We start from the raw sequence: 12,617 nt of genomic DNA on the forward strand, positions 1-12,617 counted from the left end.
TCCGTCCTATTTTTTTGCTTCTTGCCCCAGAGAAGAATGGTCCCGGCAGGTGGCTGCCGGGACCATGTCGCATTGCTTACTGGCCGGTGACGATCTTGGTCCAGCTGCGCGTGATCAGGCGCTGGGTCTTGGGATCGTAGGGCTGGACCGTATAGAGCTTTTTCAAGGTCTCGGCGTCCGGATAGACCGCCGGATCATCCAGCAGCGCCTTGTCGACGAACTGCTGCGAAGCCTTGTTGCCGTTGGCATACAGCACATAGTTGGACGACTTGGCGATCACTTCCGGCTTCATCATGTAGTTGAGAAATTCGAGTGCCTCGGCGGCATGCGGCGCATCGGCGGGAATCGCCATCTGGTCGAACCACATCTGGGCGCCTTCCTTGGGCACGGAATAGCCGATCTCGACGCCTTGCTTGGCCTCGACCGCGCGGTTGCGTGCCTGGAAGACGTCACCCGACCAGCCGACCGCCAGGCAGATGTCGCCGTTGGCGAGCGCGTTGATGTATTCGGACGAATGGAATTTGCGGATATACGGCCGCACCTTCAGCAACGTCTCCTCGGCCTTTGCGATGTCGTCAGGTGAGGTGCTGTTCGGATCGAGGCCGAGATATTTGAGCGCCGCCGGGATGATGTCGGCCGGCGAGTCCAGCACATAGACGCCGCAATCCTTCAGCTTGGCCAGGCTGTCGGGATTGAAGAAAATATCCCAGCTGTCGATCTTGTCGGTGCCGAGTGCAGCCTGCACCTTCTTGATGTTGTAGCCGATGCCGACCGTGCCCCACATGTAGTTGATCGAATATTCGTTGCCCGGATCGTATTTGGCGGTGCGCTCCGAAACCGTGTCCCACATGTTGGAAATGTTGGGCAGCTTCGACTTGTCGAGCTTCTGGAACACGCCGGCCTGGATCTGGCGGGCCAGGAAGTTGCCGCTGGGCACGACGACGTCATAGCCGCTGCCGCCGGCAAGCAGCTTGGTTTCGAGGATTTCATTGGAATCGAAGGTGTCGTAGACGACCTTGATGCCGGTCTCCTTGGTGAAGTCGTCAATGATCGAACTGTCGATGTAATCCGACCAGTTGAAGACGTTGACGACGCGATCCTCGGCATGGCCGCCGACGGCGAAAAGCGTCAGAAATGCCGAGGTTGCCGAAAGCCAGAGCGCTTTGCGGATCATGCTGTTCTCCTTTGATGAGTGTTCCTTCGCCAAGTCGTCGCTGTTCGAGCGCGATTGGGCATTTGCTTCAGAGTATTGAGCTTTCCGGGCAGCCACAAGCATGAACTGCCGGCGCCATCCGGGCGGTTCGACGAGCGGCAGATGATGGCTCTGTGTGCCCGCATGGCGGGCGCGCTGACGCCGTCAGAGGCTTTCGCCGCGGCGCGGGCAGGGATACGACGCTGTGGTCCGGTCTTGGTCCGACCGGCGGGGACACTTGGCAAGATAAGCCTGTCTTGTTGTTGCCGTGCCCCCAGCCTGCCCGTGCCGCAGCAAGGTTGTCAATGGCCCGCGCGGGGAAGCTCGGTCAATAGGGCGTGCGGCTTCGCTAATTGGGGAAAGACGGGCGTAATTAGGGAAGACGGGCTCAACCAAGGGAAAGGCGGGTCAATTAGGGGATGGCAGGCCGGTGGTCCCCGGCCGTGCAGGTCTCGCCTGGCGCTTGAATTCAAGCGCGATATGGACGAGCAGCGCGGCGACCACCACCGCGCCGCCGATGATGGTGCGCACCGAGGGCACCTCGCCATGAACGAGCCAGACCCAGATCGGTCCGAGGATCGGCTCGAACGTGCCGAGGAGTGCTGCGATCGCCGCCGGAACCAGCCTCGCGCCGGTGGCGAAGAAGGCAAGGCCCAGGCCGAGATTGATGACGCCGAAGGCAAACAGGAAAGCCATGTCGTGGGCCGACGTGGCAAACTGCGTGGCTTGCGATGCGGCGAAAGCCGCTGCCAGCATCGTGCCGAGGCACGTCGCCGGCGTCATGCGCACATGGGCGAAGCGCCGGGTGATGACGGTGGCAATCGAGAACATGACGGCGATCAGCAGCGACAGCCCGTCGCCGATGGGCGATACGGCGCCGTCGAGCGATTCCGACACCATGATGGCGACGCCGGCGATGACGGCGGCGATCGCCACCCAGGTCGCGACGGCGACGCGTTCGCGAAACAGCACCCAGGCAAGCAATGCCGCCAGCAGCGGCACACCGGCCTGCATCAACAGGATATTGGCAACGGTGGTGTAGGCGAGCGCGACAACGAAGCACGTCGACGCCGTGGCGAAACAGACGGCCACGGCAAGGCCGGGCAGGCCCATGTCGCGAAACAGCCGCAACATGCCGCGCCAGCCGTCGCGCCAGGCCATGAAGCAAATCAGGAACACAGCCGCCCACAGCGAGCGCCAGAACACCACCGTCCAACTGTCAGCGGTGTCGATGAAGCGGGCGATGGTGCCGCCAAAGCTCCACATCAGCGCCGACAGGAACACCAGCAGCAAGCCGACCCGCTCTTCGCGCGGCGAGACGATCGGCGATGCGGCGATTGGAGAAGATGCGGTATCGGTCATGGGGCGCGACTGTCGGCTATCTCGGGGCGGCATGATGCACAATGGACGACAGAAACGTGCCGTATTCGCCTAGCGCATAGGCTACAGCCGGACGTGATCCAGCCCGGCATTCCCTTTGGCGCACCGCCAACCGGCAGCCATACGGGCAAACACCGCCGTTTCTAGGACATGCCCTTGTTGCCGCGGATAAAGCGCCAGAGACCGGCCAACGGTACCAGCAGCAGAATGCCGAACTTTTTCAGGGCGATGAGCGCGACTGCAATCAGGCCGGCCTTTGCCGCGAGTTTTCCGGCGATGAGGCCGCCAATGCCAACCGCGGCGACCGTGTCGGTGCCTGGCAGAAAATCGGTGTATTTCTTGCCGGTGTTGAAGTCCGCCACGCCCAGCACTTCGTCCAAGCTCTGCTTGATCTCCGGCAATTGTTCGACCGTAGCGATGTAGCTCATCACGAAGACGCCTTCCCGGCCGAGGAAACGGACGTCGTAATTGAGCGTGTGGACGGTATCGTCTCCGAACTGCAGTTCCTTGGCCCAGTGCAGCCGCTTGTGGACGAAATCATAGACCGGCGGCGAGGCCCAGCCGATCAGCTTGATCGGGGGAAAGCCGTCCTTCACCCGCTGATCGTTGGCCGACAATGTGTCCGCCTGCATGCTGCTCAGCAATTCGGTGTAGTCGATGGATGCGGCGTCGGCGTCATCGACATGGCCGATCTTTTCATAGCGCAATTCGATGCCCCAACCGTTGCCGGCGATGGGCTCGTACTTGGCCGGGAAGATCATGCCGATTGCTTCGGACGCGGTATCAGGCGGATTGCCCCAGGCCTCGGTCAGGACGGACGTCGCGTCCTTCTTGCCCAGAAAATAGAACTTGTCCTTGAGATCGAGATGGATGCCTTCGGGAAGGTCGACCGCGCCGGTCTTTGGATCGATCTTGTCCAGGAATGCCTTGCCGTCGTCACTATACTGTCGATAGTCCTTGAAGAATTCCGAGGATTTTTCTGCCAGAACAGGCCCCGCCAAAAGGGCAAGCGCCACGCCAAGCCACAAAGCTTTCCTGTTCATAAGCCGTCCCCCCTTGGCTGCCCTGCAGCTCACCTTCGATAGCGCAGCGCCGATGCTTAATCAATATTTGGTTCGGGGATGGTTCGGGCCGCGCTCTATTGCTTAGCGCAAACAGCTGCGGTCTTCCGCGACCTCCAGCCCGAGAAGCATCACTGGAAATCGAAGGCGCTCAGGCCCGTCGCCATCTCGTCCAGGCCGAGCGGACGGGTCACCGGCGGCTCGGCGCGGGCGAGGCAGCCGATGCGTTCGCACAGCCGGCAAGCGGGACCGACCGGCGTGGCGGCGCCCTGTCCGGCCTTTGCCGGCAGCCCGGCGCCATAGACGATCTCGTCGCGAAAGCCGATATCGCAGCCCAACAGCAGCGCGGTGCGGCGCGGGCGCTCGGAGAACGAACCCTGCGGCCCCTCGAGCGTGCGTGCGATGCAGAGGAACTCGGCGCCGTCGGGCATTTCCACCGCCTCGACCAGTATCTGGCCAGGCGAAGCGAAAGCGGCATGGACCGGCAGTTTCGGGCAGCCGCCGCCAAAGCGGCTTTGCGGAAAGCCCTGGCCGCCGGCCTTGCGGAAGCGGTTGCCGGCATTGTCGACCTCGAGCATGAAGAACGGCACTCCGGACAAGCCAGGACGCTGCAGCATGGTCAGGCGGTTCGCCGCCTGTTCGAAGGAGACGCCGAAACGCGAGCGCAGCACATCGATGTCGTAACGAGCCCGCACGGCGGCGGCATGAAATGCCTGATAGGGCATCATCAAGGCATTGGCGGCGTAGCGGCCGAACTCGAAGCGGGCGAGCCGACGGGCTTCGTCCGTACCGAGCTTCAGCGTCTGAATTTCGCCGGCGACAGCGACCGTCATGCGGATCAGGCAGGCCTCCATGGCGACTTCGCGCAACTGGTCGAACGGCGACAGCCGCTCCGATAGAAAAAGACGCTGCGAATGACGGTCATAACGGCGGCGCCAGTTCGGCATGGTGGCGACCGGCAGCACCTTGACGACGATGCCATACTCGCGCTTCAGCCACGCCTTCAGCGCGCCGAACAGATCGTCGCCGGGGTCGAGCACCGAGGTGAAGGCCTCGGCCTCCTCCTCGAGTGCTGCAAAATGGTTCGGCCGGCGCTCGAAAATCTCGTGCACTTCGTCGATCGGCAGCCGCGCACCGGACAGCGCCGTGGCGCGGCCCTCGCGCGCCAGAAGCTCGTTGAGATCGGACAGCCGCTCGGCCTGCTCGCGGTAAGCGCGAAACAGTTTTATCATCGCAGCCGATGCGTTGGGGGCTGCCTCGGCCAGTTCGATCAGTTCCTGGTCGCCCGGCAGCTCACCGGCAAGCAGCGGGTCGCCGAACACTTCCTTCAAGGCCGAGATCGACCCTCTCGCCTCACCCTGCAATTCATGCGGGTCGACCTTGTAGACAGAGGCCAGCTTCAGGATCAGCTGCACCGTCAGCGGCCGCTGGTTGCGCTCGATCAGGTTGAGATAGGACGGCGAGATGCCGAGCCCCTCGGCCATCGCCGTCTGGGTCAGGCCTCTGGCGATGCGGATGCGGCGGATGCGCGGCCCGGCGAATATCTTCTGGTCGGCCATCGGCTTTCCTTGACAGGAATTTACACGACTTGCGAGCGATGAACGGCGCACCATCTTTTTACAATCATGACAGATTTACAGCGGCAAGCAGTCAAACACAACACAGGTTTTCTCTTATTTTCTACCGGAAATGGCGGTTTTCCTCGCTCTCGTCGCGGCGCAATGTAAATGATGTCACACACAGACGACGCACACCATCCCAGGGCGCGGCGTTTCAAGACACTGGCATCGATTGATCTGGAGTGACCAATGACTGATTTTTACAATCTTGTCCCATCCGCGCCCGAAGGCCGCTTCGACGGCATCGAACGAGCCTATTCGCCGGACGATGTGAAGCGGCTGCGCGGGTCGGTCCAGATACGCCAGAGTCTTGCCGAAATGGGCGCCAACCGGCTGTGGAAGCTCATCCACGAGGAAGACTTCGTCAATGCACTCGGCGCCATGTCGGGCAACCAGGCGATGCAGCAGGTGCGTGCCGGGCTGAAGGCAATCTATCTTTCGGGGTGGCAGGTCGCCGCCGACGCCAACACCGCGTCGGCCATGTATCCGGACCAGTCGCTCTATCCCGCCAATGCGGCGCCCGAACTGGTCAAGCGCATCAACCGCACGCTGCAGCGCGCCGATCAGATCGAGACCTCGGAAGGCAACGGCCTGTCGGTCGACACCTGGTTCGCGCCGATCGTCGCCGATGCCGAGGCCGGCTTCGGCGGACCGCTCAACGCCTTCGAGATCATGAAGGCGTTCATCGAGGCCGGCGCTGCCGGCGTCCACTATGAGGACCAGCTGGCCTCTGAGAAGAAGTGCGGCCATCTCGGCGGCAAAGTGCTGATCCCGACCGCCGCGCATATCCGCAACCTCAACGCGGCGCGTCTGGCGGCCGACGTGATGGGGACGCCGACGCTAGTCGTGGCACGCACCGATGCGGAAGCGGCAAAGCTTCTGACCTCCGACATTGACGAGCGCGACCAGCCTTTCGTCGACTACGATGCCGGCCGCACGGTTGAAGGCTTCTACCAGGTCAGGAACGGCATCGAACCGTGCATAGCGCGCGCCGTTGCCTATGCGCCGCATGCCGACCTGATCTGGTGCGAAACATCCAAGCCCGATCTGGCGCAGGCCAAGAAATTCGCCGAAGGCGTGCGCAGGCATCATCCGGGCAAGCTGCTCGCCTATAATTGCTCGCCGTCGTTCAACTGGAAGAAGAACCTCGACGACGCGACGATCGCCAAGTTCCAGCGCGAGCTCGGCGCCATGGGCTACAAGTTCCAGTTCATCACGTTGGCCGGGTTCCACCAGCTCAATTTCGGCATGTTCGAGCTGGCCCGCGGCTACAAGGCGCGGCAGATGGCGGCCTATTCCGAGTTGCAGGAAGCCGAGTTCGCGGCCGAAGTCCACGGCTACACCGCGACCAAGCACCAGCGCGAGGTCGGCACCGGCTATTTCGACGCCGTGTCGATGGCAATCAGCGGCGGCCAGTCGTCGACCACCGCCATGCATGAATCGACCGAGCACGTCCAGTTCAAGCCGGCAGCGGAATGAACCGATCGACATAACCAACAGAGGAAACGCCCGAAGGGCAAGGGAGAAGAAAATGGCATCGATAAGCCGCGTCAAGGAACGTGCAGAAGAGCAGTCCACCACGATGAGTGTTGACCAACAGGCGACCATCCGCATGCTGGCCAACGACCTCCACCGGCTCAATCAATCGGTGATGAAGGCAGTGGAGGCCGGCGTCTCGGTGGAACTGGTGCGCTCGGCCCGGCATCATGGCGGCGACGGCAATTGGGGCGACCTGCTGATCCCGGTGATCGTCACGCAGAAGAGTCACGGCTGATCTTTCCCTTACGGAAGCTTTGTGCTTGTGGAACTTATGGGCCCCGCCGCTCACTGGCCGATTTCAACGTCACCCGCGGGTTTTCAGCACGGGTGACTTTCGCTTTTGAGCGTAAACTTAACTACAGTTCGAAAACAGACCTTGTCTCCGGGGTTTAATATTTCCGGCTATATTTCGCAGGTCCGTCATTTCAGCTTGACATGGCGGGCGATCTCACGCCAATTGACTCTCGGATTTCAACCCTGCATTGAAGCAGCGCCGAGTGCCCGCCCCGCCCATGTGCCCTGTGAACCGCGAGACCGACACCGCCAAACATCTGAATTCGTCAAGCAGGGACGCGAACTCCGAGATATCAACGGATTTCTCCCACGTGCTGGTCGTTGGAAAATCGCCGATCAACCGGGTGGTGGTGTCGAAGATCGTCGAGAAGTCCGGACTGAAGCCGATCTCCGAGTCGCCCGAAATGGCGGCCAAGACATTGCGAACCCTCATTCCGGGCGCCGTCGTTCTCGATGGCGGCCCCGACAACGAGGACTGCCGCGCGCTGATGGCGGCCATCGACGCCTTGCGGCGGACATCTGGGCGGTCGCTCCCCAAGGTGATCCTGCTTTCAACCAAGACCGGCACGCCCGACAGCCTGGGCCTGTCGAGCGTGGTCGATGTGGTGGTAACCAAGCCGATCACCACCGAAAGGCTACAGCCGGTGGTCGACCGGCTGATCAGTCTCGGGCGCGGCTGATCGCAATCCGCCCGAACGCGTGCGGGGCGGTCAGCCTTCCTTGCCGATGCTCTCGATCAAAGCCGGCAGTTCGCCAAGATCGACAATCTGGCGGAAGCGCGGTGCTGCCACCGGCGGTTCGACATGTTCGAGCACCCAGGTCAGTTCGTGCGGGATGTACACACCCCAGCTCCCGGCCTCGAGGGCCGGCACCACGTCCGACTTGAGCGAATTGCCGACCATCATGCTGGTCTGCGGGCTGCCGTGACGGCCAAAGATCCTGGCATAGGTGGCGGCGCTCTTGTCGCTGACGATCTCGACGGCATCGAACAGGTCGCCAAGGCCGGACGCCGCCAGCTTGCGCTCCTGGTCGAACAGATCGCCCTTGGTGATCAGCACCAGATGGTAGGCGCCGGCGAGCCTTTCCACGGTCTCACGCGCATGCGGCAACGCCTCGACAGGATGGCCGAGCATATCGCGGCCGGCAGCCAGGATTTCGGCGATGGTCGAGGCCGGAACGCGGCCCTCGGTCAAGTCGATCGCAGTCTCGATCATCGACAAGGTAAAGCCCTTGATGCCGAAGCCGTAGACGGCGAGGTTGCGCTTCTCGGCCTCCAGCAGCCGCGCCGAGATGTGCTCGGCCTCGCCATGGTCGGCGAGCAGGGTTGCAAAATGCTTCTCGGTCAGGCGGAAGAACTGTTCGTTCTGCCATAGGGTATCGTCGGCGTCGAAGCCGATAGTGGTCAATTTGCCTGGCATACGGTGTCTTCTGCTGCTCGATCTGCGGGAGTTTGACCCTAATCTGCGTGGCGCGATTTTCAACCGGGAAGGCGAAGACAGGCAGCTCCCCTTCCCTTCCATCACCGGCAGCAGCTATACTGTGAAAATTGCAACCCAAACTGGTGAATGATGCCGCCTGCGAAAAAGGAAGTCCGTCCGTCGACCCGCGGAGGACGCGTCCGAACGCCTGCCTTCGTGAAAAATCAACGCGGCGTGAAGAACTGGAAGGAAGTCAGCGCTTGGCTGGAATGGCGCGGCATCGAAGACATAGAATGCATCACGCCTGATCAGGCTGGCGTCGCGCGCGGCAAGATGATGCCGTCGAAGAAATTCACTTCCAACACCTCGCTGGCGCTGCCATCGGCAGTGTTCATGACGACGATTTCGGGCGGCTATCCCGAGGATGGCAACGGTTTCCACTATCCGGAGGATGATGGCGACCTAAAGCTGATGCCGGATCTGTCGACGTTGACCGTCGTGCCGTGGGAAGAAGACCCGACGGCCGCCGTCATCTGCGACCTCGTCCATCAGGATGGCCGTTCGGTCGAGTTCACGCCGCGCAACGTCCTGAAGCGCGTGGTAGCAGCCTATGACAAGCGCGGGCTGAAGCCGGTGGTGGCGCCCGAGATCGAATTCTATCTGGTGCGCAAGAACCCCGACCCGGATTATCCGCTGACCCCACCCGTCGGGCGTTCCGGACGGGCAATCGGCGGCGGCGCCGGCTATTCGATCGCCGGCGTCAACGAGTTCGACGAACTGATCGACGACATCTACCATTTCTCCGAAAGCCAGGGCCTGGAGATCGACACGCTGATCCACGAGGAAGGCGCCGGCCAGCTCGAGATCAATCTGCGTCACGGCGATCCGGTCGAGCTCGCCGACCAGGTGTTCATGTTCAAACGCACCATCCGCGAGGCAGCGCTGAAGCATGAGATCTATGCCACCTTCATGGCCAAGCCGATCCAGGGCCAGCCAGGTTCTGCCATGCACATCCACCAGTCGATCATCGACAAGAAGACCGGGCTGAATATCTTTTCGGCGAAGGACGGCTCGGAAACCGACCACTTCTTCCATTTCATCGGCGGCATGCAGAAGCATGTGCCGAACGCGCTGGTGATGTTTGCCCCTTACGTCAATTCCTACCGCCGGCTGACGCAGTCGGCCTCGGCGCCGGTCAACAACAAATGGGGCTATGACAACCGCACCACGGCGTTCCGCGTGCCGCGCTCGGATCCGGCGGCGCGGCGTGTCGAAAACCGCATCCCGTCTTCCGACGCCAACCCCTATCTGGCGCTGGCGGCCTCACTTGCCTGCGGGCTGATCGGCATCACCAACAAGATCAAGGCCGAGCCTCCGGTGCTGACCACCGCAAACGCCGATGAGATCGACCTGCCACGAGGCCTGCTCGAAGCCGTCGATCTTTTCGAAGGCGACGAGGAACTATGCGCTCTTCTGGGCAAGTCCTTCGCCGCAACCTATGCAGCGATCAAGCGGGCGGAGTTCGAGACCTTCATGGAAGTGATCAGCCCGTGGGAGCGGGAGTATCTGTTGCTCAACGTGTGAGCGGCGACTTCGTCGTGTGAATGGTGAATAGTGAATGGTGAGTAGTTTCATATTGGATGGATGAGCGCAGACGTCGTGCGTCTCGCAGCCATTCACCATTCACCATTGGCTGGTGTCCCCATGCCTTACCAATCACCTATCTCCCCCGGTCGCTCCTGGTACGAAGACACAGCCGGACCACGCCCTGAGTACCCTGCCCTGGACGGCGACCGCAGCTGCGACGTCGTCGTCGTCGGCGGTGGCTTCACCGGGCTGTCGGCGGCCGCTCATTTGGCGAAGGCGGGAGCCCACGTCGTTCTGATCGAGGCGCATCGCTTCGGCGACGGCGCTTCAGGGCGCAATGGCGGCCAGCTCGGCACGGGCCAGCGCGCCTGGGCCGAAGAGATGGAGGCCGAATACGGCTTCTCCCGCGCCAAGGCGCTGTTCGACCTTGCCGAGGAGGCGAAAGCGCACCTGCTCGAATTCGCCGCCGTCAACCAGATCGACATCGACTATATGCCCGGCCAGTTGTCCGTGGCGCACAAGCCGCGTTATCTCGACGACTACAAGGCGCATGCCGAGATCATGGCGGGCCGCTTCAATTATCCGCACATCGCCTTCATGGATGCCAGGGAAACGGCCGAACGGCTGGGCTCCACACGCTACTTCGGCGGCACCCGCGACACCGGCACCGGACACATCCACCCGATGAAGCTGGTGATCGGCACGGCAAAGGTCGCGGCAGCGGCCGGCGCGCACCTGTTCGAGCAGACACTATCGACCGGTGTTACCTCCAGCGGCGGCAAGGTCAGGGTGACGACTTCGAGAGGAACCATCACCGCCCAGAAATGCCTGATCGGTGTAAATGCCTATGGCGGCACGCTCGAGCCGGTGAGTGCCGCGCACATCATGCCCATCGGTTCCTTCATCGGCGCGACGGTGCCGCTGGGCGTCGATTCGAAAGTGCTGCCGGGCGGCGAGGCGGTCGACGATTCGCGTTTCGTCGTGCGTTATTTCCGCAAATCCAGCGATGGAAGGCTGCTGTTCGGCGGGCGCGAGGTCTATGGCGTCAACGATCCGAAGGACATCCATGTCCATATCCGCCGGCAGATAGCCGAGCTTTATCCGGAACTGAGCGATGTCGAGATCACCCATGGCTGGGGCGGCTATGTCGGCATCACCATGCCCAGGAAACCGTTCGTGCGCGAGGTGATGCCCAATGTGATCTCGGCCGGAGGCTATTCCGGCCACGGCGTGATGCTGTCGAACTTCTTCGGCAAGCTCTATGCCCAGACCGTCGCCGGCAACCGCGACAGACTGAAGCTGATCGAGGACCTGAACATCCCGGCTTTTCCCGGCGGCCGGCGATTTAGAACGCCATTATTGTTCTTGGCACTGAACTGGTTTGCCCTGAGGGACCGAATATAGGGAAAGTATCTCATATCAGCCGTGGCTGGTACTGAGCTGATTCTATTGAGCTGTTGGTTGCCGCAGCGAGACGTTGCAGAATCCTTAACAAGAGCGCACAATTCCCCTTGAGGGCGCACTGATGCCACAATCAAGGGCAAAGGATGCCGGTTCTGGGCGATTGAACGGGGACTTCTGCGGGCCTGCCCGCTTTGTTGTTGGGACCGATGCCGATCGAATGCCGGGCTGCCGGCGCCGATCGAAAGAACACCGGCTCATCTTTTGGAGGTGGCAAGAGTGAACGAGCCCTTCAGTTTCGGCGCGCCGGAACGTCGGCGCTTCGCCATGCAATTCGGTTATGACATGCGGCCCTCCTTCTGGCAGGGGGTGCGCACGAATTCGCATCTGGTGATCGCCGCGGTCGGCACCGCAGCGCTGTTTGGCGTGGCGGGCATAGCGCTTTGGCTGGCGTTGCCGGCCAGCGACCGGCAAGCGATCGCCAGCACACAGCAGAACGTTCCGACTTTTCCGGTCAAGACGACCAAGATTGCCCCGGTCGCGGCGACGGCTACCGCGGTAGCGGCGCCACAAGCCGCGCGCAAGGGCGACGCGGTTTCATCGACGGTCGCTGTGCGTGGGCCTGCGATGCCGCCGCTGTCGGCCAACGATCCGCGCTGGACTGCGGCGCAATCCAACAGCGACCCTGCCGCGACGCCATCCGATCAGGCGCCTACCGAGCAGGCTGCCGCCAAACCGTCCGATGCCGCGGCATTCGAAGAACCGGCGGCCCAAGGCGACGCCACGACGCAGTTGTCAAAGGTCGCTGCTCCCGCCAATGACGACGACGCGGAAACCGCCGCCATACCGAGGCCAAAACCGCAACTTCCAGACGAGCAATCTTCCGCCGCAACGAACGATACCCAGGCCAAGGCCAAGCCACAGAAGGTGGCTGCTGCCGCCGGCACCGGACGCATCCTCAGGGCGGTGACAATGCGCAGCGGTCCGCAGAAAAACGCCGCCGCCATGGGGACCGTGCCCGCCAAGTCGTCGGTGCAGGTGGTGAGTTGCAAGAAATGGTGCCAGATCGTCTACAACGGCAAGCGCGGCTGGATCTACAAGAGCTACATCAAGACCGGGGCTTGAG

Annotated in this window: 11 protein-coding genes; 6 read left to right on the forward strand and 5 right to left on the reverse strand. The window is 62.2% G+C overall.

What is annotated here, in order from left to right; genetic code table 11:
- Positions 1 to 76: 76 nt before the first annotated feature.
- The 4 genes from X771_RS143560 to X771_RS143545 form a co-directional block, all read right to left on the reverse strand.
- On the reverse strand, positions 77 to 1,174 hold the full coding sequence (locus tag X771_RS143560) for a polyamine ABC transporter substrate-binding protein (protein ID WP_023689323.1): 1,098 nt from the start codon (positions 1,172 to 1,174) through the stop codon (positions 77 to 79).
- A 426-nt stretch (positions 1,175 to 1,600) separates the two neighbouring features.
- Positions 1,601 to 2,554, reverse strand: coding sequence for a DMT family transporter (locus tag X771_RS143555; protein WP_023689324.1), 954 nt, complete (start codon positions 2,552 to 2,554; stop codon positions 1,601 to 1,603).
- 161 nt (positions 2,555 to 2,715) lie between these two features.
- Entirely contained in the window at positions 2,716 to 3,615 is a 900-nt protein-coding gene (locus X771_RS143550; protein ID WP_084566804.1) for a DUF2167 domain-containing protein, read from the reverse strand.
- A gap of 149 nt (positions 3,616 to 3,764) precedes the next feature.
- Positions 3,765 to 5,192, reverse strand: coding sequence for a short-chain fatty acyl-CoA regulator family protein (locus X771_RS143545; RefSeq protein WP_023689326.1), 1,428 nt, complete (start codon positions 5,190 to 5,192; stop codon positions 3,765 to 3,767).
- Between the two features lie 249 nt (positions 5,193 to 5,441).
- Here X771_RS143545 and aceA point away from each other — a divergent pair, with 249 nt between their 5' ends.
- The 3 genes from aceA to X771_RS143530 all read left to right on the forward strand — a co-directional run bounded on the left by aceA (position 5,442) and on the right by X771_RS143530 (position 7,765).
- On the forward strand, positions 5,442 to 6,731 hold the full coding sequence (aceA, locus tag X771_RS143540) for an isocitrate lyase (RefSeq protein WP_023689327.1): 1,290 nt from the start codon (positions 5,442 to 5,444) through the stop codon (positions 6,729 to 6,731).
- Between the two features lie 52 nt (positions 6,732 to 6,783).
- The gene (locus X771_RS143535) at positions 6,784 to 7,026 is read left to right on the forward strand and encodes a hypothetical protein (RefSeq protein WP_023669318.1); all 243 of its coding nucleotides are present in this window, start codon (positions 6,784 to 6,786) and stop codon (positions 7,024 to 7,026) included.
- Positions 7,027 to 7,303: 277 nt separating this feature from the next.
- On the forward strand, positions 7,304 to 7,765 hold the full coding sequence (locus X771_RS143530; protein WP_023669317.1) for a response regulator: 462 nt from the start codon (positions 7,304 to 7,306) through the stop codon (positions 7,763 to 7,765).
- Between the two features lie 30 nt (positions 7,766 to 7,795).
- Here X771_RS143530 and X771_RS143525 read toward each other — a convergent pair whose 3' ends face one another.
- On the reverse strand, positions 7,796 to 8,503 hold the full coding sequence (locus X771_RS143525; protein ID WP_023689328.1) for an HAD family hydrolase: 708 nt from the start codon (positions 8,501 to 8,503) through the stop codon (positions 7,796 to 7,798).
- 147 nt (positions 8,504 to 8,650) lie between these two features.
- Here X771_RS143525 and X771_RS143520 point away from each other — a divergent pair, with 147 nt between their 5' ends.
- The 3 genes from X771_RS143520 (at position 8,651) to X771_RS143510 (ending at position 12,616) form a co-directional block, all read left to right on the forward strand.
- Positions 8,651 to 10,087, forward strand: coding sequence for a glutamine synthetase family protein (locus X771_RS143520; RefSeq protein WP_023689329.1), 1,437 nt, complete (start codon positions 8,651 to 8,653; stop codon positions 10,085 to 10,087).
- A 120-nt stretch (positions 10,088 to 10,207) separates the two neighbouring features.
- Positions 10,208 to 11,494, forward strand: a complete 1,287-nt coding sequence (locus X771_RS143515; protein WP_023689330.1) for an FAD-binding oxidoreductase — start codon at positions 10,208 to 10,210, stop codon at positions 11,492 to 11,494.
- Between the two features lie 276 nt (positions 11,495 to 11,770).
- On the forward strand, positions 11,771 to 12,616 hold the full coding sequence (locus tag X771_RS143510) for an SH3 domain-containing protein (protein ID WP_023689331.1): 846 nt from the start codon (positions 11,771 to 11,773) through the stop codon (positions 12,614 to 12,616).
- Position 12,617: the final 1 nt, after the last annotated feature.

It is taken from the genome of Mesorhizobium sp. LSJC269B00 (genome assembly GCF_000502815.1).
GTDB lineage: Bacteria > Pseudomonadota > Alphaproteobacteria > Rhizobiales > Rhizobiaceae > Mesorhizobium.

What these genes read in the sequence shown, in the direction of transcription:
- X771_RS143560 (WP_023689323.1), bottom strand. Translation starts at nt 1,174, where the DNA reads ATGATCCGCAAAGCGCTCTGGCTTTCGGCAACCTCGGCATTTCTGACG.
- X771_RS143555 (WP_023689324.1), bottom strand. Translation starts at nt 2,554, where the DNA reads ATGACCGATACCGCATCTTCTCCAATCGCCGCATCGCCGATCGTCTCG.
- X771_RS143550 (WP_084566804.1), bottom strand. Translation starts at nt 3,615, where the DNA reads ATGAACAGGAAAGCTTTGTGGCTTGGCGTGGCGCTTGCCCTTTTGGCG.
- X771_RS143545 (WP_023689326.1), bottom strand. Translation starts at nt 5,192, where the DNA reads ATGGCCGACCAGAAGATATTCGCCGGGCCGCGCATCCGCCGCATCCGC.
- aceA (WP_023689327.1), top strand. Translation starts at nt 5,442, where the DNA reads ATGACTGATTTTTACAATCTTGTCCCATCCGCGCCCGAAGGCCGCTTC.
- X771_RS143535 (WP_023669318.1), top strand. Translation starts at nt 6,784, where the DNA reads ATGGCATCGATAAGCCGCGTCAAGGAACGTGCAGAAGAGCAGTCCACC.
- X771_RS143530 (WP_023669317.1), top strand. Translation starts at nt 7,304, where the DNA reads ATGTGCCCTGTGAACCGCGAGACCGACACCGCCAAACATCTGAATTCG.
- X771_RS143525 (WP_023689328.1), bottom strand. Translation starts at nt 8,503, where the DNA reads ATGCCAGGCAAATTGACCACTATCGGCTTCGACGCCGACGATACCCTA.
- X771_RS143520 (WP_023689329.1), top strand. Translation starts at nt 8,651, where the DNA reads ATGATGCCGCCTGCGAAAAAGGAAGTCCGTCCGTCGACCCGCGGAGGA.
- X771_RS143515 (WP_023689330.1), top strand. Translation starts at nt 10,208, where the DNA reads ATGCCTTACCAATCACCTATCTCCCCCGGTCGCTCCTGGTACGAAGAC.